At 61.1% G+C, this 24,546-nt stretch carries 24 protein-coding genes and 1 pseudogene; 6 read left to right on the forward strand and 19 right to left on the reverse strand.

All coding sequences use genetic code 11. The annotated features are described in order from the left end of the window. Positions 1-125: 125 nt before the first annotated feature. Positions 126-1,268 (forward strand): D-alanyl-D-alanine-carboxypeptidase/endopeptidase AmpH, encoded by a 1,143-nt coding sequence (gene ampH, locus GF111_RS09915; RefSeq protein WP_033651366.1) that lies wholly within the window; start codon positions 126-128, stop codon positions 1,266-1,268. Between the two features lie 33 nt (positions 1,269-1,301). On the opposite strand, the gene hpaC is transcribed toward ampH, so the two are convergent. The 11 genes from hpaC to GF111_RS09970 form a co-directional block, all read right to left on the reverse strand. Then, the gene (gene hpaC, locus GF111_RS09920; protein ID WP_147190825.1) at positions 1,302-1,817 is read right to left on the reverse strand and encodes a 4-hydroxyphenylacetate 3-monooxygenase, reductase component; all 516 of its coding nucleotides are present in this window, start codon (positions 1,815-1,817) and stop codon (positions 1,302-1,304) included. A 16-nt stretch (positions 1,818-1,833) separates the two neighbouring features. After that, positions 1,834-3,396, reverse strand: coding sequence for a 4-hydroxyphenylacetate 3-monooxygenase, oxygenase component (hpaB, locus tag GF111_RS09925; protein WP_019454961.1), 1,563 nt, complete (start codon positions 3,394-3,396; stop codon positions 1,834-1,836). 178 nt (positions 3,397-3,574) lie between these two features. Next, positions 3,575-4,471, reverse strand: coding sequence for a 4-hydroxyphenylacetate catabolism regulatory protein HpaA (hpaA, locus tag GF111_RS09930; protein ID WP_038878427.1), 897 nt, complete (start codon positions 4,469-4,471; stop codon positions 3,575-3,577). Between the two features lie 34 nt (positions 4,472-4,505). Continuing rightward, complete coding sequence (gene hpaX, locus GF111_RS09935) at positions 4,506-5,876, reverse strand: 4-hydroxyphenylacetate permease (RefSeq protein WP_038878424.1); 1,371 nt, start codon at positions 5,874-5,876, stop codon at positions 4,506-4,508. 3 nt (positions 5,877-5,879) lie between these two features. Further along, positions 5,880-6,674 (reverse strand): 4-hydroxy-2-oxoheptanedioate aldolase, encoded by a 795-nt coding sequence (hpaI, locus tag GF111_RS09940; RefSeq protein ID WP_038878422.1) that lies wholly within the window; start codon positions 6,672-6,674, stop codon positions 5,880-5,882. Between the two features lie 75 nt (positions 6,675-6,749). Then, a complete protein-coding gene (hpaH, locus tag GF111_RS09945; RefSeq protein WP_047729053.1) occupies positions 6,750-7,553 on the reverse strand; it encodes a 2-oxo-hept-4-ene-1,7-dioate hydratase in 804 nt (267 codons plus the stop codon). 14 nt (positions 7,554-7,567) lie between these two features. Beyond that, the gene (locus GF111_RS09950; RefSeq protein WP_038878420.1) at positions 7,568-7,954 is read right to left on the reverse strand and encodes a 5-carboxymethyl-2-hydroxymuconate Delta-isomerase; all 387 of its coding nucleotides are present in this window, start codon (positions 7,952-7,954) and stop codon (positions 7,568-7,570) included. 9 nt (positions 7,955-7,963) lie between these two features. Then, complete coding sequence (hpaD, locus tag GF111_RS09955; protein WP_049202357.1) at positions 7,964-8,821, reverse strand: 3,4-dihydroxyphenylacetate 2,3-dioxygenase; 858 nt, start codon at positions 8,819-8,821, stop codon at positions 7,964-7,966. A 165-nt stretch (positions 8,822-8,986) separates the two neighbouring features. Next, positions 8,987-10,441: a 5-carboxymethyl-2-hydroxymuconate semialdehyde dehydrogenase gene (hpaE, locus tag GF111_RS09960; RefSeq protein WP_049202356.1), complete on the reverse strand. Its 1,455-nt coding sequence runs from the start codon at positions 10,439-10,441 to the stop codon at positions 8,987-8,989. Next, a complete protein-coding gene (locus tag GF111_RS09965; protein WP_038878413.1) occupies positions 10,438-11,202 on the reverse strand; it encodes a fumarylacetoacetate hydrolase family protein in 765 nt (254 codons plus the stop codon). The genes hpaE and GF111_RS09965 overlap by 4 nt, the downstream gene beginning before the upstream one ends. Next, positions 11,199-11,831, reverse strand: a complete 633-nt coding sequence (locus GF111_RS09970; protein ID WP_038878411.1) for a fumarylacetoacetate hydrolase family protein — start codon at positions 11,829-11,831, stop codon at positions 11,199-11,201. The genes GF111_RS09965 and GF111_RS09970 overlap by 4 nt, the downstream gene beginning before the upstream one ends. 327 nt (positions 11,832-12,158) lie before the next feature. On the opposite strand from GF111_RS09970, the gene hpaR reads away from it, so the two are divergent. Further along, a complete protein-coding gene (gene hpaR / locus GF111_RS09975; protein WP_004933183.1) occupies positions 12,159-12,611 on the forward strand; it encodes a homoprotocatechuate degradation operon regulator HpaR in 453 nt (150 codons plus the stop codon). Between the two features lie 56 nt (positions 12,612-12,667). Here hpaR and GF111_RS09980 read toward each other — a convergent pair whose 3' ends face one another. The 7 genes and pseudogenes from GF111_RS09980 to GF111_RS10010 all read right to left on the reverse strand — a co-directional run. Then, positions 12,668-13,459, reverse strand: coding sequence for an SDR family oxidoreductase (locus GF111_RS09980; RefSeq protein ID WP_147190823.1), 792 nt, complete (start codon positions 13,457-13,459; stop codon positions 12,668-12,670). A gap of 4 nt (positions 13,460-13,463) precedes the next feature. Then, positions 13,464-14,261 (reverse strand): molybdenum cofactor biosynthesis F family protein, encoded by a 798-nt coding sequence (locus GF111_RS09985; RefSeq protein ID WP_038878408.1) that lies wholly within the window; start codon positions 14,259-14,261, stop codon positions 13,464-13,466. A gap of 11 nt (positions 14,262-14,272) precedes the next feature. Further along, complete coding sequence (locus GF111_RS09990) at positions 14,273-15,055, reverse strand: SDR family NAD(P)-dependent oxidoreductase (RefSeq protein ID WP_147190821.1); 783 nt, start codon at positions 15,053-15,055, stop codon at positions 14,273-14,275. Continuing rightward, positions 15,048-15,638, reverse strand: a complete 591-nt coding sequence (locus tag GF111_RS09995; RefSeq protein ID WP_060434450.1) for a DUF3156 family protein — start codon at positions 15,636-15,638, stop codon at positions 15,048-15,050. The genes GF111_RS09990 and GF111_RS09995 overlap by 8 nt, the downstream gene beginning before the upstream one ends. Continuing rightward, a complete protein-coding gene (locus GF111_RS10000; protein ID WP_033648536.1) occupies positions 15,613-17,106 on the reverse strand; it encodes an APC family permease in 1,494 nt (497 codons plus the stop codon). The genes GF111_RS09995 and GF111_RS10000 overlap by 26 nt, the downstream gene beginning before the upstream one ends. A 431-nt stretch (positions 17,107-17,537) precedes the next feature. Further along, on the reverse strand, positions 17,538-18,812 hold the full coding sequence (locus tag GF111_RS10005; protein WP_047729065.1) for an oligosaccharide flippase family protein: 1,275 nt from the start codon (positions 18,810-18,812) through the stop codon (positions 17,538-17,540). A gap of 335 nt (positions 18,813-19,147) precedes the next feature. Continuing rightward, positions 19,148-19,648 (reverse strand): annotated as a pseudogene (locus tag GF111_RS10010) (IS5 family transposase); the annotation flags it as partial. A 504-nt stretch (positions 19,649-20,152) separates the two neighbouring features. Here GF111_RS10010 and GF111_RS10015 point away from each other — a divergent pair. From GF111_RS10015 to GF111_RS10030, 4 genes are all read left to right on the forward strand, one after another. Then, positions 20,153-20,800, forward strand: coding sequence for a LuxR family transcriptional regulator (locus GF111_RS10015; RefSeq protein ID WP_038878402.1), 648 nt, complete (start codon positions 20,153-20,155; stop codon positions 20,798-20,800). Between the two features lie 139 nt (positions 20,801-20,939). Continuing rightward, positions 20,940-22,127: an MFS transporter gene (locus GF111_RS10020; protein ID WP_102779609.1), complete on the forward strand. Its 1,188-nt coding sequence runs from the start codon at positions 20,940-20,942 to the stop codon at positions 22,125-22,127. Continuing rightward, complete coding sequence (locus GF111_RS10025; RefSeq protein WP_047729069.1) at positions 22,124-23,236, forward strand: class II histone deacetylase; 1,113 nt, start codon at positions 22,124-22,126, stop codon at positions 23,234-23,236. The genes GF111_RS10020 and GF111_RS10025 overlap by 4 nt, the downstream gene beginning before the upstream one ends. Positions 23,237-23,330: 94 nt before the next feature. Continuing rightward, complete coding sequence (locus GF111_RS10030; protein ID WP_147191737.1) at positions 23,331-24,137, forward strand: alpha/beta fold hydrolase; 807 nt, start codon at positions 23,331-23,333, stop codon at positions 24,135-24,137. A 39-nt stretch (positions 24,138-24,176) separates the two neighbouring features. Here GF111_RS10030 and GF111_RS10035 read toward each other — a convergent pair whose 3' ends face one another. After that, positions 24,177-24,542, reverse strand: coding sequence for a cupin domain-containing protein (locus tag GF111_RS10035; protein WP_047729073.1), 366 nt, complete (start codon positions 24,540-24,542; stop codon positions 24,177-24,179). Between the last annotated feature and the right edge of the window lie 4 nt (positions 24,543-24,546).

The raw sequence follows: 24,546 nt of genomic DNA on the forward strand, positions 1-24,546 counted from the left end.
CCGCCGGCGGTGAAAAAATTTTATCGCCACCGCTCTTTTTTCTACATGCAGCCGGGGCCCGGGCACATTACACTGGGCGACGGATGAGCCCTTTCCCCGCTGCATTGTTAAATGGATAACGACCGTTGAAGAATTCTGTCTCCGCTTTATTGCTGGCGCTGGGCCTGTGCGCCGCGCCGCTGGCCGTGCAGGCCGCGCCCCCGCAGCTGGCTTCGCAAATCGTCGACCAGTATGCCGAACATATTTTCTACAACAGCGGCGCCACCGGCATGGCGCTGGTGGTGATCGACGGCAATCAAGTGGTTAACCGCAGCTTTGGCGACACCAAGCCCGGCAACAACCTGCGCCCGCGCCCGGATTCGCTGATCCGCATCGCCTCGATCACCAAGCTGATGACCAGCGAAGTGATGGTGAAGATGGCGGCGGAAGGCCAGGTCAAGCTGACCGACCCGCTGCGCAAATACGCCCCCAAGGGCGCCTATGTGCCGGCTTACAACGCCGGCCAGCCGATCACCTTATTGAACCTGGCGACCCACACCAGCGCGCTGCCGCGCGAGCAGCCGGGCAAGAAGCCGCCGAAAACGCCGGTGTTCACCTGGCCGACCAAGGCCCAGCGCTGGCAGTGGCTGGCGCATGCCAACATCACGACGCCGCCGGGCGTGCACGCCGCGTATTCCAACCTGGCCTATGATCTGCTGGCCGACGCGCTGTCGCGCGCCGCGGGCAAGCCCTACAACGCGCTGCTGAAAGAGAAAATCACCGCACCGCTCGGCATGGTCGACACCACGCTGACGCCGAGCCCTGAACAATGCTCGCGCCTGATGGTGGCGGCGGCCGGCCCAAGCGCCTGTCGCGACACCACCGCCGCGGCCGGCAGCGGCGGCGTCTACTCCACCCCGCGCGACATGCAGCGCTGGATGCAGCAGTTCCTCTCCTCCAGTGCCAGCGGCCCGCGCAAAGCCACCGCCGCCAGCGAGCAAACCATGTACTTCCAGCGCCACGATCTGGTGTCGCTGAAGGGCATGGACGTGCCGGGGCAAGCGGATGCATTGGGATTGGGCTGGGTGTATATGGCGCCGAAGGACGGGCTGCCGGGCATCATTCAGAAGACCGGCGGCGGCGGCGGATTCATCACCTACATGGCGATGATCCCGGCGAAAAACGTCGGGGTGTTCGTGGTGGTGACCCGTTCGGAGCTGAGCAAGTTCACCAACATGAGCGATCCGGTCAACCGCCTGGTGAGCGATCTGGCGGCCAACAAGAGTTGAGATGAGGGGCGCAGCTGGCTGCGCCCCCAAGCGTCAGGCCGGCACCGCCATCTGATGAATCACCGGATGGAAGTTGCGCTTGAAGTAGATCAGGCCGTTGCCCGCTTCGCTCAGCGCGATCTGCTTGATCTGCACCAGGTACATCTGGTGGGTGCCGATGCTCTGGATCTGCTCGATCTCCCCTTCCAGGCTGGCCAGGGTATTGCGCAGCACCGGCTGCCCCAGCGCGCCGAGCTGCCACTCTTCCAGCCGGAAACGATCTTCCATGCTGACGCCGGTCATGCCGGCGAAGTGTCGCGCCATCAGCTCCTGCTCGTGGTTAAGCACGTTGACGCACAGCCTGCGGTTTTCCTGAAACACCGGGTTCATCGCGCTGTTGCGGTTGATGCACACCAGCAGCGTCGGCGGCGTATCGGTCACCGAACACACCGCCGTGGCGGTGATGCCGCAGCGCCCCGCCGGGCCGTCGGTGGTGATGATATTCACCGCCGCCGACAGGCTGGCCATGGCGTCGCGAAAGCGCAGGCGCTGTTCATTTTCCTGAGACATACAACCTCCTCCTGAATTACTTCAGCAGATTATCCAACTGATTAATATCGTCATTGTTCCGCAGGTGCGGCACTTTCCAGCCGTGCTGATCGTAATCGGCCAGACACTTGTCGACCATCTGCATCATGCGATCCATGTTGCCGGATCCCTGCGCGTGGCGCAGGCACTGCAGGCGGATCTCATCCTGGCTGCCGGCGTAGTTGATCTCATACAGCTCGTGGCGCCCGCCGAACTCGCTGCCGATCGCATCCCACATCAGCTTGAGGATCTTGATGCGCTCGACGTGATCCATACCGTCCGATCCGCGCACGTAGCGCGCCAGGTACTTGTCGATCTCCGGGTTGTTCATGTCGCGCACGCTGGACGGCAGGTAGATCAGGCCGCTGGTGACATTCTTCTCGATGATGTGTTTCACCTTGGTGTAGGCCATCGGCGCCATCACGCGGTAGGTTTGCAGCGCGGCGGAATCCGGCAGGTAGGCGCCGTTTTCCCATTTAGTGGCTTCAGCGCACATCGCGTCGCTCAGCGACCAGAACAGGTTGCGCCAGGCCACCACTTCGCCCAGATCGGCCTGCACGCCGCGGAACTCCAGCACGCCGGTGCACGAGAGGCTCTTTTGCAGCAGCGCGGTGATAAAGTCCATCTTCACCGCCAGGCGCACGCAGGCCTGCAGCGGGAACAGCCGGGCGAAACCGCCCTGGGTGCTCCAGCGGCGGCAGCGGTCGAAATCGCGGTAGATCAGCACGTTTTCCCAGGGGATCAGCACGTGATCCATGATCAGGATCGCGTCGTTCTCGTCGAAGCGGCTGGTGAGCGGGTAGTCGAACGGCGATCCGGTGGCGCCGGCCACCAGCTCGTAGGAGGCGCGCGAAATCAGCTTCACCCCTTCGGCGTCCATCGGTGCCACAAACATCAGCGCGAAGTCCGGGTTATCGCCCATCACCTGCGCCGAACCGAAGCCAATGAAGTTGTAGTGGGTCAACGCCGAGTTGGTAGCCACCACTTTGGCGCCGCTGACGATGATGCCGGCGTCGGTCTCTTTCTCCACCTGAATGTAGACATCCTTCACCTCGTTGACCGGCTTGTGGCGGTCGATCGGCGGGTTGACGATGGCGTGGTTGAAATAGAGCCCGGTTTCCTGAATGCGTTTGTACCAGTGGCGCGCGTTGTCGGCGAACTGGCCGTAGAACTCCGGATAAGCGCCCAGCGCGCAGCCGAAGGCCGCCTTGTAGTCCGGCGTACGCCCCATCCAGCCGTAGCTTTGGCGCGACCAGTCGGCGATGGCATCGCGCTGCTGGCGCATCTCTTCCGGGCTGCGGGCGTAGCGGAAGAATTTGTGGGTATAGCCGCCGTTGCCGGTGTCGGTATTCCAGCACAGGCGATCCTGGCTGGCCGGATCGTGCAGCGCGTCGTACAGCTGGCCGACTGATGCCGCCGCGTTGCGGAACGCCGGGTGCGTGGTGACGTCTTTCACGCGCTCGCCGTAAATGTAGATTTCGCGGCTGTCCTGCAAACTTTTCAAGTATTCAGCGCCGGTGAACGGGCGTTTGCTGTCGGCACGAAAGTCTTCTGGTTTCATCGGGTCTTCCTCGTCATCGGCATTTTTCAGGCCGTGGAATCGGCCATTTGTTAAAATAATGTTTTCTTTTGGTTGCTTAATTGAAGCTGCCAAAGCCGATTTCGAGAAGAGACTTTTGCGGCAATCGCCGGTACTTTTCAGGTCAGTTTGCCGCTTTCGCGGCAAACTGTGATCGCGGTTACGAAAGGGCGTGTTGCGCCGCGCGGTAGGTCGAGGGGGAACAGCCTTCCAGCCGATTGAAAAAACGGGCGAAATAGGCCGGATCCTTGAAGCCGAGGCTGTAGGCGGTTTCATGCACCGTACAGGCGCTGAACAGCAGCATGCGTTTGGCCTCGCGCAGCAGCCGATCGAAGATCAGCCGCTTGGGCGGCCGGTTGGCGAAGCGCCGGCACAGGTCGTTGAGCCGCGATTCGGTCACCCCCAGCGCCTGCGCATACTCCGGCACCGGCAGGTGCTCGCGAAAACGCTCGTCCACCATCTTGTTGAACCGCTGAAACAGCTGCAGTTCGCCGCGCACGCCGCTGTTGGCGCTGTCTTCCAGCGCGGTGTTGCGCAGCAGCAGCGTGAACACCGCCTGCGCCAGCAGCGCCAGCGTCTGTTCGCGCCCGGCCAGGTTCTGCCCGAACTCACGGCGGATCAGCGCCCAGTAGTGGCTGAGCGCCGTCAGCTCCTGCGGCGCGTCGGCCAGCGACAGGCAGATGCCCGGCATGTCCAGCGCCAGGTTGCTGCCGGGATACAGGCGCTCCAGCAGCGGCCAAATCAGCTCCTGGCGCACCGTCAGCACGTGGCCATCGCTGTCCGGTTCGGTGAAGAACGCATGCGGCACCGACGGCGGCGTGAGGATGAACAGCGGCGCCTGCACTGAATAGTGCTGATCGTCGAGCTGCAGCTCTATCTTGCCGGTCTCCAGGAAATGCACCTGGAAGAAGCAGTCGTGCCAATGCACCTGCATGTCGCGGCCGAAGAACGCCGCCAACCCGGCGAAGGTTTCGTAGTGCACCTCGTCGGCGGCGTAGCGCGCGTCATACTCTTTGCAAATATCGATGTTGGCGATAAAGCCGGTACTTTTCCGCACCTCATGACCTCCTGCAATCATGCCCACTTGCGCATCAAGGCGTCGCTCTCGGGCGCGAATCCTTCATCGGGATGCGCCACACCAGCACGGCGCCGACGATCAACAGCGCCGAGACGAAATACAGCCCGGAGTTGAAGCTGCCGGTCAGATCCTTGAACCAGCCGATCAACAGCGGGCTGAGCGCCGATCCGATGTTGCCGGTGGCGTTGATCACCGCGATCCCCACCGCGCGCGCCTCCAGACTGATCGACTGATCCGGCGTGGTCCAGAAGATCGCCATGGCGGTAAAGGAGCCGACCGAGGCCATCACGATCCCGAGCAACTGGATCAGGCTGTGATCGGTGGCGGACGCCAGCAGCCAGCCGGCGGCGGCGAACAGGTACGGCAGCGCGGTGTGATGCTTGCGCTCCTGCAGCCTGTCGGATCGTTTACTCCACCACACCATGCCGGCGATGGTGCAGATCTGCGGGATCGCCGCCAAAATGCCGATCGTCACGTTGCTGCTGCCCTGGTTGAAGCTTTGCAGGATCTGCGGCGTCCAGATGTTGATCGCGCTCAGGGTGTTGGTCAGGCAGAAATAGGCCAGCGTATACATCAGCACGATCGGCGTGCAGATCTCGCGCCACAGGCTGCGCTGTTGCAGCGCGCGGTGGCTGCTCGGCCCGTTGGGCTGCACCAGCTGCAGCTTGTCGGCCTCCATCATCGCCTGCAGGCTGGCTTTCTCCTCGTCGGTCAGCCACTTGGCCTTGGCCGGCGTATCGTCGAGGTAGAACCACACCACCACGCCCAGCAGCACCGACGGAATGCCTTCCAGCAGGAACAGCCACTGCCAGCCCTTCAGGTTCATCACCCCGTCCAGCGCCAGGATATAGCCGGAGACCAGCGAGCCGATCGCCATGGTCACCGGCATGGCGATCATGAACAGCGCGTTGGCGCGGGCGCGGTAGAACGCCGGGAACCAGTAGGTGAGGTACACCAGAATGCCCGGCAGGAAACCGGCCTCGGTGATGCCGACGATCATGCGCAGCACGTACAGGCTGGTCGGCCCGGTGGCGAACATGGTGCAGGTGGAGGCGATGCCCCACAGCACCATGATGGTGGCGATCCAGCGCCGCGCGCCGACCCGGCTCAGCATCATGTTGCTCGGAATGCCGAAGATCACGTAGGTGACATAGAACAACGTCGCCGCCAGCCCGAACATGGTCGAGCTGAGGCCGAGATCTTTGCCCATCGTCAGCCCGGCGAAGCCGATGTTGATACGGTCGAGGAAAGAGAAAACAAACAACACGAACAGGAAAATGATCAGGCGCCGAAACAACTTTTTAATCACCGATTGCTCGGCGGCGGTTAACGCTTTATGTTGCTGCGCCGGGTTGGCCGGCTGCAGCGAATCGACGTGGTTCATGGTTCAGTAGACTCCCGATGAAGGCGCTTGTGCCCCGCCCCGTTTGAATTCGTCCGCCAGGGCTTCCGCCGCCCGCGCCAGCAGGGTGGTATCCACCCCCACCGCGACAAACAGCGCGCCGGCCTCCAGATAGCGCTGCGCCAGTGCCTTGTTGGCCATCAAAATGCCCGGCGCCTTGCCGGCGGCGCGGATGCGCGCGATGGCGTCGTCGATGGTGTGCTGCACCTCCGGGTGCTGCGGATTACCGGCAAAGCCCATGTCGGCGCTGAGATCCGCCGGGCCGATAAACACGCCGTCCACCCCTTCCACCTGCAAAATGGCGTCGAGGTTTTTCACCGCTTCGCGGGTTTCAATCTGCACCAGCACGCACATCTGCTCATCGGCCTGCTGCAGGTAATCAGGCACCCGGTTCCAGCGCGAAGCGCGCGCCAGGGCGCTGCCGACGCCGCGCACGCCGTGCGGCGGATAGCGCGTGGCGCGCACCGCGTCGCGCGCCTGTTCGGCGTTTTGAATCATCGGGATAAGCAGGGTTTGCGCGCCGACGTCCAGCAGCTGCTTGATGATCACCGCGTCGTTCCACGGTGGCCGCACCACCGGCTGGCTCGGGTAAGGCGCAACCGCCTGCAGCTGCCCCAGCACCGTTTGCACGTTGTTGGGCGCATGTTCGCCGTCGATCAGCAGCCAGTCGAAACCGGCGCCGGCCAGCAGCTCGGCGCTGTAGCTGCTGCACAGCCCGAGCCACAGCCCGATCTGCGGGCGTTTTTCCTGCAGTGCACGCTTGAAGTGGTTGGTTAACATCGCATTCTCCCTGACAAGCGGGCGTAGCGCATGGCCCGCCCGGTTTATTGCGGCCCGGTTCGCCGAGCCTGCTTTTTAGACGAAGCGGCAGCTGATGCAGCCCATCGGGCCGTAGTCGACGTGGAAGGTATCACCTCGCCGCGCCGGCACCGGCCGGGTGAAGGAGCCGCCGAGGATCACCTGCCCCGCTTCCAGCTCCACTTCATACGGCGCCAGCTTGTTGGCCAGCCAGGCCACGCCGTTGGCCGGGTGGTTGAGCACCGCCGCCGCCACGCCGGATTCTTCAATCACGCCGTTGCGGTACAGCAGCGCGGAGATCCAGCGCAGATCCAGCACATCCGGCTTGATCGGCCGCCCGCCCATCACCACCCCGGCGTTGGCGGCGTTGTCGGAGATGGTGTCGAACACCTTGCGCGGCCGCTGAGTCTCGGGATCGACGTTGTGGCTGCGCGCGTCGATAATCTCCAGCGCGGGAATGACGTAGTCGGTGGCGTTGTAGACGTCGAACAGCGTGCAGTTCGGCCCGCGCAGCGGCTTGGCCAGCACGAACGCCAGCTCCACCTCCACCCGCGGCACGATAAAGCGATCGATCGGAATGTCGCTGCCGTCGTTGAAGAACATGTCGTCCAGCAGCGCGCCGTAGTCCGGCTCGGTGATCTGCGAGCTCACCTGCATGGCGCGCGAGGTCAGGCCGATCTTGTGGCCTTTGAGCGTGCGCCCCTCGGCGATCTTCAGCTCCACCCACTGCCGCTGAATGGCATAGGCGTCTTCGATGGTGATCTCGGGATGATCGAGCGACAGCGCGCGGATCTGTTCACGACTCTTTTCCGCCTGATGCAGGCGCTGTACGGCGCGGTTAACCTGCTCTTTATCCAGCATTTACGACCCCTTATTCACGCCTTGTTGAACAGCGCGTGGACATTGTTCTGTTTGTAATTCAGCACCGGATCCAGCTCTTCCATAGTGAAAGAGAGCGCCAGGTAACGCTGCGCCATCAGCGCGGCAAAGTGTTCCTTGATCAGCGCAAACAGCATCTCGCCCACCTGCTGGCGGCTTTCCAGAGTGCGGCCGTGGCCGATCTTCAGCGTCATGTGCACGAAGGCGTAGTCCTGCTTGCCGTCGGCCATCTGCCAGGTGTCGAGCCAGATGGCGCGGCTGCGCACGCCGGCCAGCGGAAAGATGCCGGTCGCCGCCAGCGCCTCGTTGACCTTGGCGAACAGGGTGGGCAAATCCGCCTCGCGGCGGATGTTGTCGGTACATTCAGCGTAAAAATGGGGCATTCACACACCTCAGGCTTCAGCGGGCAAAGGGAACACGGCGTTAACCTGCCCGGTGCCGGAACTGGCGAACAGCGGGGTGATGAACTCCACCTTACCGTCGTACTTGTCCCAGCCGAGCAGGCCCAGCAGCATCACGGTGTCGTGCATGTTGCCTTCGCCGTAGCAGTAATCGGCATACTCCGGCAGCATTTCGCAGAACTCGCGAAAGCGCCCCTCTTCCCACAGCTTGACCACCCGTTCGTCCATTTGCTGATCGAACTGGCGGGTGTAGCTGTTCATGCCCTCTTCGGCGCGCTGATCGTCGATGAAGCGGTGCGACAGCGAGCCGCTGGCCAGCACCGCCACGGTGCCGTCGTATTTCTCGATGGCGCTTTTCAGCGCCTCGCCCAGCCGGCGGCTGTCGGCGAAGTCATGCACGGTGCAAAACGCCGAAATCGATACCACCTTGAAATGCTTGTCGGCGTTCATGTAGCGCATCGGCACCAGCGTGCCGTATTCCAGCTTCAGGCTCGGGATGTCGTGCGCCTTGGCGCGCACGCCCAGCTTGCAGGCCTCGTCGGCGATCAACTGCCCCAGCGCCGGGTTGCCGTCGTAGTCGTAGGTCATGTCGCGAATGAAGTGCGGCAGCTCGTTGCTGGTGTACACGCCGGAGAAGTGCGCGCTGCAGTTGATGTGATAGGCGCTGTTTACCAGCCAGTGGGTGTCGAACACCACGATGGTGTCGACGCCCATCTCGCGGCAACGCGCGCCGATCTCTTTATGGCCGTCGATGGCCGCCTGCCGACAGCCAAAGTTTTTCCCAGGGATTTCCGACAGATACATCGATGGAACATGTGTAATCTTGGCGGCTAGCGCTAACTTACCCATAAGTCCTCCTATCCCCGTCATACTTCAAGCCGCAGATGCGTTGGCTGCCTTTACTCACCCGAATCGCTTACCTGAGTAAGCTCATCGGGACTCGCTCAGTTGCCGCCTTCCTGCAACTCGAATTATTTAGGGGATGTTTGTCAATTTTAAACGCCAGAGACGCTATCAAACGCCCCAACGCGGGATCGGGTGATCACCCATGGAAATGCACACGTTCTTCATTTCGGCGAACACTTCGAAGCTGTATTCGCCGCCTTCGCGGCCGGTGCCGGAGGCTTTCACGCCGCCGAACGGTTGGCGCAGATCGCGTACGTTTTGGGTGTTGACGAAAACCATGCCCGCTTCAATGCCGCGGGCCAGGCGCAGAACCTTGCTCACATCCTGCGTCCAGATGTACGACGCCAGACCGTACTCCACGTCGTTGGCCATGCGCAGGCCGTCTTCTTCTGATTTGAACGGCAACAGGCAGGCCACCGGCCCGAAGATCTCCTCCTGCGCCACGCGCATCCGGTTGTCGACATCCGCCAGCACCGTGGGGCGCAGGAAGTTGCCGTGGCTCAAGCCGGCCGGTTTGTCCGGGCCGCCGGCCAGCAGGGTCGCCCCTTCTTCCACCCCGAGGCGGATATAGCCGGAGACTTTTTCCCAGTGCTGCGGGCTGATCAGCGCCCCCACCTGGGTGTTGGGATCTTGCGGATCGCCCACGCGCAGGCGGTTGGCGCGCTCGGCGAAACGTTTGACGAATTCCGGGTAGATGCTCTCCTGAATGAAGATGCGCGAACCGGCGGTGCAGCGTTCGCCGTTGATCGAGAAGATGGTGAACAACGCGGCGTCGAGCGCCCGCTCGATGTCGGCGTCTTCAAAGATCAGCACCGGCGACTTGCCGCCCAGTTCCATGGAGAATTTCTTCAGCCCGGCGCTTTCGATGATGCGGCGGCCGGTGGCGGTGCCGCCGGTGAAGGAGACCGCGCGTACGTCTTTATGGCGCACCAGCGCGTCGCCGGCGGTGGCGCCGTAGCCCTGCACCACGTTCAGCACCCCGGCCGGAATGCCGGCCTCCAGCGCCAGCTCGCCCAGGCGATCGGCGGTCAGCGGCGACAGTTCGGACATCTTCAGCACCGCGGTGTTGCCCAGCGCCAGGCAAGGCGCGGTTTTCCAGGTGGCGGTCATGAACGGCACGTTCCACGGCGACACCAGCGCGCACACCCCCACCGGCTGCACCAGCGTGTAGTTGAGCATCTTGTCGTCTACCGGGTAGGTCTTGCCGTTCATCTGCTGGCACACTTCGGCGAAGAACTCAAAGTTGTGCGAAGCGCGCGGGATCAGCACATTTTTGGTCTGGTGGATCGGCAGGCCGGTGTCGGCGGTTTCCAGTTCGGCGATCTGCGGCACGTTCTGGTCGATCAGCTCGCCCAGGCGGCGCATCAGGCGCGCGCGCTCTTTCATCGGCGTGTTGGCCCACTTGGGGAACGCCTCTTTCGCCGCCGCCACCGCCTGGTCTATCTCCAGCTGGCCGCCGGAGGCCACCTCCGCCAGCACCTCGCCGTTCGCCGGGTTGGTGGTGGTGAAGTACTCTTTGCTGGCGACGTTCTTGCCGTTGATCCAGTGGTTGATGGTTTTCATCGCAGGCTCTCCTCGTAATCTTTTTCACTGATAATGTGGTTAACCAGACGGCCGATGCCCTCGATCTCCACCACCACTTCGTCGCCCGGCTGCACGTCGGCCAGCCCTTTCGGCGTGCCGGTGGCGATCATGTCGCCCGGCTGCAGCGTCATGAATTCACTCAGGTAGGCGATCAGGAACGGAATGTCGAAAATCATGTCGGCGGTGCTGCCGCGCTGGCGCAGCTCGCCGTTGACGTAAGTGCTGAGCGCCAGCCGGTGCGGATCGGCGACGTCGTCGCGATCGACGATGTAAGGCCCGATCGGCGTCAGGGTGTCGCGGCTCTTCACCCGCAGATTCGGCCGGTAGTAGTTCTCCAGGTAATCGCGAATGGCGTAGTCGTTGCACAGGCTGTAGCCCGCCACATACTCCATGGCGTGCTCGCGGCTGACGTTGCGCGCGGTCTTGCCGATCACCGCCACCAGCTCGGCTTCGTAATGCATATACTCCACGCCGGCCGGGCGCACCGACACCTGGCGGTGGCCGGTCAGGGTGTTCGGCGCCTTGAGGAACACCAGCGGTTCTTCCGGCGCCTTGAATTCCAGCTCGCTGGCGTGGTCGGCATAGTTCAGCCCCAGGGCGAACACCGTGCCCTGCGCCGGCGGCAGCCATTCCACTTCGCGCTCCTGCAGCACCTCGCCGTTCGGCAGCGTGACGCGCAGCTGCTCGTCCACCTGCACGTTGAAGATCTGGCCATGATGGCGAATACGGGCATGTTTCATGATGCGGCTCCTGCCTGGGTGACGCGGTTGGTCAGCGTGGGCAGGCCGGCGGCGCGCACCGTCACCTCATCCCCCGGTTTGATCTCCACCCGCTGGTGCGGGGTGCCGATCAGCACCGCATCGCCCGGCTGCAGGGTGATAAAGTCGCTGATGGCGGCGATCAGCTCCGGCACCGAGCGCACCAGATCGGCGGTGGACCAGCGATCCTGCTCCACGCCGTTGATCTCGGTGACGATCTCCAGCCGATCGGCATTCGCCAACTGGCCGATCTCCCCCAGCGGGCAGAATCCGTCGCGGCATTTGGCCTTGATCGCCGGGCGGTAGAAGCTGCTCTCCGGCAGGCTGACGTCGTTGGCCAACGCGTAACCGGCCAGATAACGGCTCACCTGCGCCGCCGGCACCTTACGCGCGGTATCGCCGATGATCACCGCCAGCGTGCCGCCGCTGTGCACGGTTTCACCGGCCGGAAACGGGATCGCCCCGCCGTTGGCGAGGTGGGTGTTGCGCGGTTTGATAAACCAGACCGGGGTTTTGGGCGGGGTCTGATACGGCGGCTGGTGAAACGCCTGATCCCAGGCGTCCAGTTGGCTGCGGTGGTTCAGCGCAACGGAAAATACGGTGCCTTTCATGCGAACTCCTCCAATGGCAAAACATGACAACCGGCATTCATTAACATATTAATGATTACTTTTATACGCTGTGCAGCTTTTACGCAATGCGCTTGGAGTGATTTGTGATCGTGATAACAAAATATTCACAAATAACGAACATTAGCGTGATTATTCAATGCATTAATCATTTTTATCGCCATTTTTCGCTGCGCCCCGCATTTTTGCTTTATCCCTACGGGTAACTTTGGCTACTATTAAGTTATTAACAAAATCGGGCTTTGCGGGGCAGGCGCCCCCATAACGAGCGCCGTAACAACGAACACCTTGATAGCTAAGGCCAAACTTATGCATGAATCGTTAACCATCGCCCTGCTGCAGGCGCGTGAAACCGCCATGGGGTTCTTCCGCCCGATCCTGAAAAGCCACAATTTGACCGAACAGCAGTGGCGCATCATCCGCGTGCTGGCCAACAGCCGCTCGATCGAATTCCACGAGCTGGCGGCGGAAACCTGCATTCTGCGCCCCAGCCTGACCGGCATTCTGTCGCGCATGGAGCGTGACAAGCTGATCTTCCGCCTGAAGCCGGTCAACGATCAGCGCAAGCTGTACGTGTCGCTGACCCAGCAGGGCCAGGATCTGTATGAAGTGGCGCGCCACCAGGTGGAACAGGGCTACGCCGAGATTGAAGCCGCTTTCTCGCGGCAGAAAATGGACCAGCTGATGACGCTGCTGGACGAGCTGATCACGCTGGGCGACAGCCTGCCCGCCAACGTCACCGCGCATCCCGCCAAGCAGTGATTTAACCAACCGGAATTCTCAAATTAATTGACGTTGCAGCCAACAACGCTGCAGCGTCAGGTAAGCAGAGCATTCGTTTCCGGCAACAGCGCACCGCCGTCCACCACCAGCGTCTGGCCGGTGATGTAGGCCGCCGCCGGCGAGGCGAGAAACACCATCGCCGCGGCGATGTCTTCCGGTTCCCCCAGCCGCCCGAGCGGCACCGAGGCGGCGATCGCCTGATTCACCTGCGCGTCGCCCAGGTTGGCCATCGCCGGCGTGCGGATCATCCCCGGCTCCACGCCGTTGACGCGAATTTTCTCCGCCGCCAGCTCCAGCGCCGCCGCGCGAATAAACCCGTTCACCCCGGCCTTGGAGGCGGCGTAGTGCGCCAGCCCCGGGTAGGCCACCCGCGGGCCGGTCACCGACGAGGTCACCAGAAGGCAGCCGCCGCCCCGGTGGCGCATCCACGGCAGCGCCGCCTGCGCCAGAAAGAACGGCGCCATCAGATTGACGCTCAGCGTGCGTTGCAGCAGAGCCGCGTCGATGGCGGCGAACGGCGTCAGCGGAAAGTAAGCGGCGTTGTGAATCACCACGTCCAGCCGTTGATGCCACTCACCTACCGCCGTCACCAGCTCAGCGATCTGCCCCGGTTCGGCCAGATCGCAAGCCAGCGCCTGCACGCTCAGCCCTTCACCCCGCAGCGTTTGCGCCGCCGCCTGCGCCTGCGGCAGTTGCACGTCCGCGATCGTCACCTCCGCGCCCAGCCGGGCAAAGGCGCTGACGATCGCCAGCCCAATGCCCTGAGCGCCGCCGGTCACCAGCACCGCCTGCCCCGCAAAGGCGTCGGCCGCATAGGTTGCGCTCATCGCCCTATCCTCGCGGGTGGCGCGTGGTGTTCAACACCTGCGCATGGGCGCCGACCGCAAAGTTGCTCAGCGCGCTGAAATCGCTGCCCTGATAACCGAGGATCTTGCCGTCGGTGCGCATGCCCTGCAGATCGATCATCACCACGCCCAGCGTCGGTATGATCTTCTCGCGCCAGACGAACAGATAAAGCTGCTCCGCCACCTTCACGTAGTGGCAGCGATCGACGTCCGCCAGCCCTTTCTCCACCCCGTCCAGACACTGCCAGGCGTAGAAGTTATCGTTCAGGTAGATGTGCTCGTACCGTTCGGTCGGGCTGTAGGTGTACATGTTGCGCATGCCGATCAGCTCATCGGTAAAGCCCGGTGGCGCCACGTCGGCGTCATCCAGCGTGCCGAAGCGGAATTCGGCCTCGACCGCGGTCAGCGGCAGCCCCTGCTCCACCCGGCTGAAGGCGTCGAGCCGCGCCTGCGCTTCGTCCGGCAACTGGCCGTACACCGCGGTGAAGTTGCCCTGATTGCGGTCGCATACCAGCGTAATGCTGGCGTTGGCGCGGGCAGGATCGAGAAAATCGATGAACAGCACGCCGGGGCGAATGCTGGTGGCGCGATAGGCGACGCTGCGCCGTTCGCCCCACTCCAGCGTCTGCTCGTCGGTAAACCGGCAGCGCTGCGTCGCGCCGTCGCTAAAGCGCAGCGTCAGCGTGGTGCCCGCCAGCCCGTGCTGCCGTTCCAGCGTATTGCTGTGCGGCGCAAAGCCTTCCGCCAGCGCGCCAACCTGAATGAATACCGCTTCTGAACTCATGGAAATGCTCCTTACAGGGAAGTGAAAGCCAGGGTCGGCACATCGACGATGGTGGAGCCGCCGTCGGCCACCAGCGCCGCGCCGGTAATGATTGAAGCTTCGCTGGAACACAGGAAACGGCAGACGCGGGCGATCTCCTCGGCGCTGGCCGGGCGGCGCAGCGGCACGTCGCGGCAGACCATCTGGTAAGCCTGCTCCAGCGAAATCTGATGGGCGTCCATCAGCAGTTGCATCTCTTCGTCCGCCATCGGCGTGGTCACCCAGCCGGGGCACACCGCGTTGGCGCGCACGCCCAGCGGGCCATAATCGCGGGCGATGGAGCGCATCAGCCCGATCAGCGCGTGCTTGGCGGTGACGTAGCCGCAGACCTCCGGCCCGGCGGCCAGCGAGGCGATCGAGGCCACGAACAGCAGGTTGCCGCCGCTTTTAATCAGCTCCGGCAGGCAGGCGCGCGCGCTGGCGAAAGCGCTGTTGAGGTTGCTGTCCATCGCCCCTTGCCACTGCGCGTCGGTCATCTCGGTGACGCGCTTGAAGCCCATTCCGCCGGCGCTGCCGATCAGGCAGTCGATGCGCCCGGCTTCGCGCAGAATGGCCGGCAGCAGCGCGTGGTTCCAGCTCTCGCCGCTGGCGGCATCGCCCACCAGCGCCTGCGCGCCGATCTCTTGCGCCAGCGCCGCCAGCGGTTCCGGGCGGCGGCCGATGATGAACACCCGATCGCCCTGCGCCGCCAGCAGACGGGCGCAGGCGGCGCCGACGCCGGTGCCGCCGCCGGTAATCACAACCACTCTATTCATGATTCAGCTTCTCCATCAGTTGGCCGATCATCAGCAGGCTGCTCAACAGCAGCCGCCGCTGTTCGGCATCCAGCCGCAGGTAGCGGCGGCCGGCCGGCAAACGGCTGACCACCTCCGATGCGGCGAAATGCTCAATCTCCACCTGCCAACGCCCGTCGTTCACCGTCAGCCGCACGCGGCGAAAATCCAGCTGCGCCAGCGTCTCGCCGATCTGCGGGTAACGCTGCAGGCCGTCCAGCACCCGCTGCGCAGCCGCATGGCGCTGGCGCAGCAGATAACGCACCCCGCGCCGCCGCAGCCAGCCGCCGGTCACCACGTCCAGCGTCAGCGGAAGCTGCATCGCGCACGGGCCCTGCAACCGAAAGCGGTGGCTGACGATATGCGCCATAAACAGCCCCTGGACCTGTTCGCCGATCTCGATCTGTGGCCCCTGCGGCAGCGTCAGCCGCAGCAGGCTCGGCGCCAGGCGTTCGCACGCGTAGGGTTCCAGGTTGCGCGCCAGACGATCCAGCGCGGCGCCCGGCCGATAGCCCGACGGCGCTCGCCGCCAGGCGCGATTAAGTGAGGGAAGTAAGCCGATCAAACTGCGCCTCCTCGTTTTCACCCTTGGCGAACGCGTTCTCCAGCACCTGCTCGACCGGCACCGGCTTGAACGGATTCACTTTCTGCACGCACAGCGTCCAGAACAGCGCATAGGCGGCGGTCAGGCCGATCATCCAACCGAAAGGAATGTAGATGTCGCTCGGGTTCATTCCCGGCGGCGTGATGTAAACGATGGCCAGCACGATGCCGACGCTGGAAACGATCTGCGGTAGCGGGAACCACGGCGATTTATAGGCGCGCGGCAGATCGGGGCGGCGTACGCGCAGGATCACCACCGAACAGGTCACCAGCAGGTAGGCCACACCCCAGGCGCACACCGCCGCCAGCACCAGCGGAATGATCCTGTCAAGGTTGCCCTGAATGGCGAAGGCGTGTACGCAGGGGATCAACACCGCCACCAGAATACCGACCACCGGCGTCTTAAAGCGCGGGTGCAGATAAGCGAACATGCGCGGCAGCGCGCCGTCCAGCGCCATGCCGTACAAAATGCGCGGCACCGCCGCCATCAGCGTGTTGATGGTCGCCGCGCCCGCCAACAGCAGGCCGACGCCCAGCCAGTATTTGCCGAACTGGCCCATCACCTGGCCGGCGAACGCCGGGATGGCCATCGGCGTTTCCAGCAGGCGCGTGCCGCTGGCGGCGTCGATCACCACGTTTTCCACCTGGTGGCTGAGCGCCGCGCCATACAGCGCCATGCACACCGCCACGCCGCACAGCCCCAGCGCCATCGCGCGCGGGATCACCCGATCGCAGCGCTTGATCTCCGGCGCCATCGGCGTCACCAGCTCACAGCCGACGAACATGAACATCGCCATGCCGATCAGGCTGAACACCGCGAAGGGATCGTTCAGGCTCAGCGTGCTGCCGAACCAGCCCTCAAGCGGCACCGCATGCGGCGACAGCAGCCCGACGATACCGAAAATCACCAGCGTGCTCCACATGGCGAAGGTCAGCACGATCTCCGCCTTGCCGAAGGCCTCGATGCCGAACGCGTTGAGCAGGCCGAACACGATTACCAGCCCGACGCCGACCATCCAGGAGGCGTTGTGGCTTTCCATCAGGGTATTGAGGTGCTCGAAGTTCACCAGCGCCATGATGCCGGAGAGAATGGTCTCGGCGGTGCCGGCGAAGATGTGCACGATCAGGTAGGCCGACAGCGCGCCGGTGATGGCGAAAAAGCGCCCCATGCCGCAGGAGATGTAGTCGTAAACCGAACCGGAGGTCGGCAGCAGCGCCGCCGCTTCGGAGAAGGTGGTGAGCTGCGCCTGCATCATGATGAAAGCGATCAGCATCGCCAGCGCGAAGGTGTCGCCGCCGATGCCGAAGCCGCTGGTGACCGTCAGGATCACCGGGCTGGCCATGATCACCCCGACCGAACTGGCCAGGGTGGTGGGAAAGCCGACCTTGCCTCGAGCCAGGTGGGCGTGCAACCGCGACGACAGGTTCATGGTTATTTCCTCTTATAGTTTTGGCCTGATGCATGCAGGTGCTTGCAGGTTTTTCACCGCCAGCGGCGGTAATCTCACTATAGAGAGGAAAGGAAAATGCTGACTATCGTCCTTAAGGATGAGGGCTTAGTGATGAACGAGTGAGAGAGATGGGTGGCGGTGAAGGCAAACAGGAGATTTTTCGACAAGCGCCAATCTGATAAGTGCTAATTACATCTAATCTGCAATGCAGTCAAAAAACGGCTGACTAAATCGAAACTGCACTCGCATTTTCACAGGAAACTTACGCTACCGAGAAAAGAACAGTTCATATCAGAATATCTATTATTTATTATTCCTGCAACCTGTAACCAACAAAGCGGAATTAAAAAAATTAAAAACCCTCATAGAAAAAACAAAGAATACTTACCCAATACCCTCTCCATCTACAATTAACGCACCTTTCCTTTTAAATACAAAAAAGGATTGAATGTTTTAATGTGTATCCTGGCCACAACCCCTTGATTGAATAAATAATTCAACGCCGTCAATGAAATAAATTCTGTTATTAACATACTATATGCAGCTCCCAAAACACTGTAGTGAGAAATTAGAAACATGCTTAACGGAAAATTAATAATGAAAACAAAAAATGTTTTGTATGATATAAATTTATACCCAGACTCCTTAATTATATAACGATAAGCTACTGGCCCCATAGCTGAAAAAGCGGTAGCGACAGCCAATATAATCATGATAGGGTAGGCATCCCTATATTGCTCACCATAGAGCACACTTATGAAAAATCGACCAAAAATGATAATTAATGTAACCGTAACAAGACAAAATAACAGCACGATACCATTTAATCTCGCAGCTTCATTAATGGATTTTTCTCTGTCACTCTCTTTATAAATGATGGCGAACGAGGAGGTAATAAACGCCAGACTAATAAATGCCCAAGAGGAGGCCAACGTATTGGCTGCCGCGAATAGCCCCAGTTCAGCTGTTGTTCCAAACTTAGCCAGCAATACCTGTGACAGACGAGTATATATCGAAATTGATATCCCTGATATCGCCAATGGCAGTCCAGCATATAGCATGTATATAATATAGCGCCTATCCCTAAATCTATCCCCATTAATTCTTTTATGCCGCGCTTTAAAAAAAAACACTCTTATATAATAAGGAATAATGGCCACAGTAATAATAGGGATTGCCAGAAACTTTATATCAAGATTGGCATGCACAACAACCAACCTAAGCAACAGGCTGACACCTAGCCCAATAACGTTCGCAAAAGCATTAAACTTAGAATTCAAAGCCGCATCGTTATAAATGGCAATAACATCCTGAGAAAAAAAATAGGCAGCAATACTCGCAGCCAGGCAAAAAACAAACGTCAATGTATCTGTCATGAAATAAAAATAGATTATTAATACCGTTGCCAGCACAAAGAAGATACTTCGCCTCAATTTTTTTGCCGACAGCATGAGCCGAATACCGGAGCGCTCATTGCTACTCATTCGTTTAAAAATTATGGTCTCAGTCCCAAACAAGGAAACAGCTTGAACAATTCCAAAAACTGAGATAGCAAAAGCCATTGTACCAAAAGCGGATGGCCCAATATACTTAGCGACATAAGACGTAACAAAAATCAGTCCAAAAACTGACACGATCTTTTCAATGACCATCCAGGAGAAGTTTTTTAACACACTAATATTCACAATCTAACTCTTCACATTGTTTAATTTCCAGTTTTCATCTAAATGGCCTACAGATTAATTTAAATAGTTATCCCATCAGCCACCACTTCGTAAACATGATTCATGTCTTAAAAATCATAGAAACATAGAGAAATCTCGCAATTAAAATGAATACCCTCTGCCACAGATAAAAAAGGCACGCTACCGCGCCCAGCTTAACTAAATGATTTTTATAAAAAATCAATGCTGCAGCCACATGAGCACCTCGTCATTTCTTAATCCATATATGGCTTCATTTCATTCAACCAACCAACCAACCAACCAACCAACCAATAAGAAACTATAGAGCATTTTTATCGATTAGCCACTGCACGGTTACGGTCTGCATATTCACCGGGCCAGTAACCCGCACCTTTTCGGGGAGGGATAAGCGCGCTGATTTTCTTACGCCGCAGTTCATCGTGACAGAGCCGGGTGTCGTAAGCGCCGTCTGCCGATGCTGCCCTGATTTTTCTGTGAGTCTGCCGGATAAGACCCGGGAAGGCTTCTGAGTCCGTCACATTGTTCAGCGACAGGTCTGCACAGATGATTTCATGTGTGTTGCTGTCAACTGCCAGATGCAGCTTACGCCAGATACGGCGGCGTTCCTGGCCATGCTTTTTGACTTTCCACTCGCCTTCACCGAAGACCTTCAGCCCGGTGGAATCAATCACCAGATGCGCGATTTCACCCCGGGTGAACGTTTTGAAACTGACATTAACCGACTTTGCGCGCTTGCTGACACTGGTGTAATCCGGGCAGCGCAACGGAACATTCATCAGTGTAAAAATGGAATCAATAAAACCCTGTGCAGCCCGCTATTCTGACAACAAAAATCAGAATAGTGTTCTGAAATATCAATCGAATGCCAGATTTAATCGTATCCATTTCCTCTTTCAACACCATCATTGGGTCCATCGCCCGCGACGCCGCCCCTCAATGTGCCATCATGCCCACTCGTGGCAAACGAGACATCAAATGCAATTGCAATCGTTCCTAAGAACGAGACATTCCCTTCCCTAGCATTACCATATCCCAAGGAAAATGATAGAACAGCGACTGGCTGCAAGAAAAAAATCTTTAAGTTCAAAGGAAAAGTATTCGCAGATAGTTAATACATTAACAAATGTACCTTTTCGAAACCGATCAACCATCTAAAAAGCATGACTTTTTATTTGTTATTTATGTATTTTATTGCAACCCACCTCACGTTGTTAATATGTTTTTATTGTGTTGCCAAATTGCTACAACTATGCTTGTATCGTTCATATCTTGACCGCCAACCTTCTCCAGATTGAATGATAAAGGGAGGAACACGAATCATGCACAGCACCGCATCCGATGCCTTTATCAACAGTTGTTTGGCGACCATCACGCACCTGATCCCGGTGTCCGCCGGGGTGTTTTATCTGGTCGATCGCGACCTGCGGCCGGATCACTACATCCTGCACGGCATGCCCGATAAAACGCATCAGCAGTATCTGAACCACTTCCAGCAGATAGATCCGCTGCAGCCGGCCAATTTCCATCGCCAGGACATCACCATGGTCGGCATGAGCCCGGCGGCGATCGCCGGCAACCGCCGCTATTACCACGACTTTATGCTGCCGAACGACATGCGCGACATGACGGAGATCTTCATCCGCCAGCGCAAGCGCATCGTCGCCGGGGTATCGCTGATCCGCGATACGCCGTTCACTGAAGTGGAGCGCGGCCGCCTGCGCGCGGTGCTGCCGCTGATCGAGCTGGCGACGCGCGATCTGCTGCCCGACGGCGAGGCGCAGCTGCTGACAGCCAAAGAGCAAGAGATCGTCAACATGGTGCGCGAAGGCGCCAGCAATAAGCGCATCGCCCTGAAGCTGGGCATTTCGCTGTCCACGGTGAAAACCCATATGCGCAATATTTTCGCCAAAACCGACGTGGTGAACCGCACCGAACTGGTCGCCGGCGGCTTTCTCGCCCACGGTTAACGCCCGATAACGGCCGCCGCTGCCGGCGGCCGGAAAATAATGCCAAAACATATTCGCCATTTATGGCGCGGCCTCCCCCTGCCCGCAATCGGGCCGGGCGGGATATTTCATCGTCACTCAACGCTTGGGGAAAAGGTTTATGTCCAGTGATTCAGTTTCCGCGCCCGCCGTCGGCGCGGCGCTCCCCTGCCCGCCGCGGCTGCTGACCGCCATTATCGTCTTCGCCGCCATCGCGCCGGGCATTCTGATGACCGCCCCCGCCGTGGCCGCCCAGCTCGCCGCACAATGGCAGCTCGGCCCGGCGCAGATCGGCCACCTGTTCTCCACCGAACTCGGCGCCATGAGCCTGGCCACGCTGCCGGCGTGGTGGTGGATCGGGCGCATCAACTGGCGGCGGGTCGCTACGCTGTCGGCGCTGGTGTTTATCGTCGGCAACCTGGCTTCGGCGCTGGTGCAGGATTTTACCCTGCTGCTGCCGCTGCGCTTTATCGCCTCACTGGCGGGCGGCACCCTGATGATCCTGTGCATCACCTGCGCCGCCGGCACCGCCAATCCCAGTCGAGTCTATGCCTTCTGGGTGCTCGGCCAGCTAGTGCTGGGCGCGGTCGGGCTGCTGGTGCTGCCGCCGCTGTTCGCGCACTTCGGCCTGATGGCGGTCTACCTGATTCTGGCGGCCATCATGCTGTGCTGCCTGCCGCTCATCCCGGCGTTCCCCAACGGTTTCACCGCCGCCCGCACCGCCCGCAGCGGCCCCGCCGCCTCGCCGGCGCGCAAGCTGTGCGCCGTGCTGGCGGTGCTGACCTTTTACATCAGCCTGAGCGCGGTCTGGACCTTTATCGGCGGCATCGCCGCCGGCGCCGGGCTGTCGCCGGCCCACAGCGGCCAGGTGCTGGCCGTCGCCACCTTGCTCGGCATCGCCGGCGCGGGGGCTGCGGCGCTGATCGGCGTGCGCTTCGGCGGCGCACGCCTGATCGTGCTGGGGTACGCCCTGCTGCTGGCCAGCGTGGCGCTGCTGACAGGCCAACCCCTGCTGCTGCGCTTCGCCCTGGCCGCTCTACTGTTCAAATTCACCTGGACCTTCGTGCTGCCGTTCATTCTGGCGCGGGTCGCCGGGTTGGATAACGACGGCAAGCTGATGAACGGCATCAACCTGGTGATCGGCGGCGGCATGGCCATCGGCCCGACGCTGGCCGGCTCTCTGATCGAATTTTCCGGCGGTTTCAACGCCTTGCTGTTCGGCGCGCTGGGCTGCGCGCTGCTGTCGCTGCTGTTGATTTCGCTGGCTTCACCGCGCGGACCGCGCCGTATAACAGGAGGAGAAAGGTGAAAAGAACAACCGGTTTCTTGTTTGATGAGCGCTGTTTCTGGCACAGCACCGGCCTGCACGCCACCACCCTGCCGGTCGGCGGCTGGGTGCAACCGCCTTCGGGCGCCGGCCACGCCGAGTCGCCGGAAACCAAACGGCGCATGAAGAACCTGATGGACGTGTCCGGCCTGTCGCGCCGGCTCACCCTGCTGAGCGCCGAACCGGCGACGGAAGAAGACCTGCTGCGCATTCACCCCGCCCACTACCTGCAGCGTTTCAAACAGGTGAGCGACAGCGGCGGCGGCCTGCTGGGAGAGGAAGCGCCGCTGGGGCCGGGCAGCTATGAAATCGCCAAGCTCTCCGCCGGGCTGGCCTGCGCGGCGGTGGAGGCGGTGCTGCAGGGCGAGCTGGATAACGCCTATGCGCTGTCGCGTCCGCCGGGCCACCACTGCCTGCCGGATCAATCGATGGGCTTCTGCTTCCTGGCCAATATTCCCATCGCTATCGAGCGCGCCAAGGCCCGCCATGGCCTCGGCAAGGTGGCGGTACTCGACTGGGACGTGCACCACGGCAACGGCACCCAGCACATCTATTGGCAGCGCGGCGACGTGCTGACGCTGTCGCTGCATCAGGACGGCTGCTTCCCGGCGGGCTATTCCGGCGAACGGGATCGCGGTGAAGGCGCCGGGGCAGGCTGCAACGTTAATGTGCCGATGCTGGCCGGCGCCGGCGACGACGGCTACCTGCACGCCATGCGGCGCATCATCATCCCGGCGCTGGAAAAATTCGAGCCGGAGCTGATCATCGTCGCCTGCGGCTACGATGCCAACGCCCTCGATCCGCTGGCGCGCATGCAGCTGCACAGCGACAGCTTCCGCGCCATGACCGCGCTGGTGCAGGACGCCGCCGACCGGCTGTGCGGCGGCAAGCTGGTGATGGTGCACGAAGGCGGCTACGCCGAATCCTACGTGCCGTTCTGCGGGCTGGCGGTGATGGAACAGCTGAGCGGCGTGCGCACTGAAGTGCAGGATCCGCTGCTGGCGTTTATCCAGCAACAGCAGCCGCGCGACGCCTTCAACCGCTTCCAGCGCGAAGCGCTCGACGAGCTGGCGCGCCAGTTCGGTTTGTAACCTCCTCTCTGCGGGCGCCGCACCCGGCGCCCCTGACAACCTCGCCGCCAGCCGCTACGCTGAAGGGCAACCCTACCACCATGAGAACAATAACATGTCCGAACAAACCGTCAGCTTTATCAAAGGCCGTCACGGCGACATCGCCGTGCACGACTGGGGAAATGACCAGCCGCGCTATCTGGCGCTGCTGATACACGGCTACGGCGAGCATCTCGGCCGTTACCAATACGTGGCGCGCACGCTGCAGGCGCAGGGCGCGCGGGTGTTTGGCCCCGACCATCTCGGCCACGGCCTGTCGCAGGGCGAACGCGTGCTGATCGAGGATTATGACGCCGTGGTCGACGACGTGCAGCGCGTGGTCAGCCATTTCCGGCAGCAATACTCCACCTTGCCGCTGGTGGTGATCGGCCACTCGATGGGCGGCATGATCGCCACCCGCTACGTGCAGCGGTACGGCGAGGAGGTGCGTGCGCTGGTGCTGTCCGGCCCGCTGCTTGGCGACAGAACGGCGATCTCCGATCTGGCCGAACTGCCGACGCTCCCCGACGCGCCGCTGGATACCGCCACCCTGGCGCGCGATCCGGCGGTCGGCGCGGCGTATCAGGAAGATACGCTGGTGTGGCACGGGCCGTTCAAGCGCCCCACCCTGCGCGCCATGCAGCGGATCCTCGCCGCCATCAACGCCGGGCCGAGCTTCGGCGCGCTACCCACGCTGTGGATCCACGGCGACGACGATCGGCTGGTGCTGATGAGCGAAACGCAAACCGCGCTCGATCGTCTGCGCGGCGACGATTTCGAGCGGATGATCAATGCGGGCGGGCGGCACGAGAGCTTTAACGAAACCAATAAGGATCAAATCCTCAAGCGGGTGACCGATTTTATTGCGCGGGCGTTAGGCTAAGGCGTTCCCCCTCAGCGGGCCGAGGGGGGCATGACGGCGTCAGCCTTCGACGATGGCGAGGTAGTGTTTGACGAAGCGATCCGAGGTGATGTCCCAGCGCACCGGGGTGCCCTTCTCGACGAACCAGGAATCGCCTGCCTGATACTGCACCGATTCGCCGGTGCGTTCGTTGGTCAGGGTCGCGCAGCCTTCCCACACCGTGGCGTGCTCGGCAAACGGATACTCCATCACGAAGCTGCCGCGGGTGCAGCTGAACACGCCGCAGTTCAGGTTGTCGGTCGGTTCGCCGAAAATGCTGGCCACGCCGACGTTTGGCGTGCCAGCGATCACCGTGGCGCCCAGGTTGCTGACGCTGCCGATCTCCAGCAGTTCCGGCAGCGGTTGTTTAAGCAGTAACGGTTTCATGTGA

It is taken from the genome of Serratia sp. HRI (assembly GCF_010119335.3).
In the GTDB taxonomy this organism is placed as follows: domain Bacteria; phylum Pseudomonadota; class Gammaproteobacteria; order Enterobacterales; family Enterobacteriaceae; genus Serratia; species Serratia nevei.

Coding starts and splice junctions, on each gene's coding strand:
- GF111_RS09980 (WP_147190823.1), bottom strand. CDS start 13,459: ATGAGCGCAACCTATGCGGCCGACGCCTTTGCGGGGCAGGCGGTGCTG.
- GF111_RS09990 (WP_147190821.1), bottom strand. CDS start 15,055: ATGAATAGAGTGGTTGTGATTACCGGCGGCGGCACCGGCGTCGGCGCC.
- GF111_RS09950 (WP_038878420.1), bottom strand. CDS start 7,954: ATGCCCCATTTTTACGCTGAATGTACCGACAACATCCGCCGCGAGGCG.
- hpaI (WP_038878422.1), bottom strand. CDS start 6,674: ATGTTAACCAACCACTTCAAGCGTGCACTGCAGGAAAAACGCCCGCAG.
- GF111_RS09985 (WP_038878408.1), bottom strand. CDS start 14,261: ATGAGTTCAGAAGCGGTATTCATTCAGGTTGGCGCGCTGGCGGAAGGC.
- GF111_RS10015 (WP_038878402.1), top strand. CDS start 20,153: ATGCACAGCACCGCATCCGATGCCTTTATCAACAGTTGTTTGGCGACC.
- GF111_RS10030 (WP_147191737.1), top strand. CDS start 23,331: ATGTCCGAACAAACCGTCAGCTTTATCAAAGGCCGTCACGGCGACATC.
- GF111_RS09965 (WP_038878413.1), bottom strand. CDS start 11,202: ATGAAACATGCCCGTATTCGCCATCATGGCCAGATCTTCAACGTGCAG.
- GF111_RS10000 (WP_033648536.1), bottom strand. CDS start 17,106: ATGAACCTGTCGTCGCGGTTGCACGCCCACCTGGCTCGAGGCAAGGTC.
- hpaC (WP_147190825.1), bottom strand. CDS start 1,817: ATGTCTCAGGAAAATGAACAGCGCCTGCGCTTTCGCGACGCCATGGCC.
- GF111_RS10035 (WP_047729073.1), bottom strand. CDS start 24,542: ATGAAACCGTTACTGCTTAAACAACCGCTGCCGGAACTGCTGGAGATC.
- hpaD (WP_049202357.1), bottom strand. CDS start 8,821: ATGGGTAAGTTAGCGCTAGCCGCCAAGATTACACATGTTCCATCGATG.
- GF111_RS09970 (WP_038878411.1), bottom strand. CDS start 11,831: ATGAAAGGCACCGTATTTTCCGTTGCGCTGAACCACCGCAGCCAACTG.
- hpaX (WP_038878424.1), bottom strand. CDS start 5,876: ATGAACCACGTCGATTCGCTGCAGCCGGCCAACCCGGCGCAGCAACAT.
- GF111_RS10020 (WP_102779609.1), top strand. CDS start 20,940: ATGTCCAGTGATTCAGTTTCCGCGCCCGCCGTCGGCGCGGCGCTCCCC.
- hpaR (WP_004933183.1), top strand. CDS start 12,159: ATGCATGAATCGTTAACCATCGCCCTGCTGCAGGCGCGTGAAACCGCC.
- hpaE (WP_049202356.1), bottom strand. CDS start 10,441: ATGAAAACCATCAACCACTGGATCAACGGCAAGAACGTCGCCAGCAAA.
- hpaH (WP_047729053.1), bottom strand. CDS start 7,553: ATGCTGGATAAAGAGCAGGTTAACCGCGCCGTACAGCGCCTGCATCAG.
- hpaB (WP_019454961.1), bottom strand. CDS start 3,396: ATGAAACCAGAAGACTTTCGTGCCGACAGCAAACGCCCGTTCACCGGC.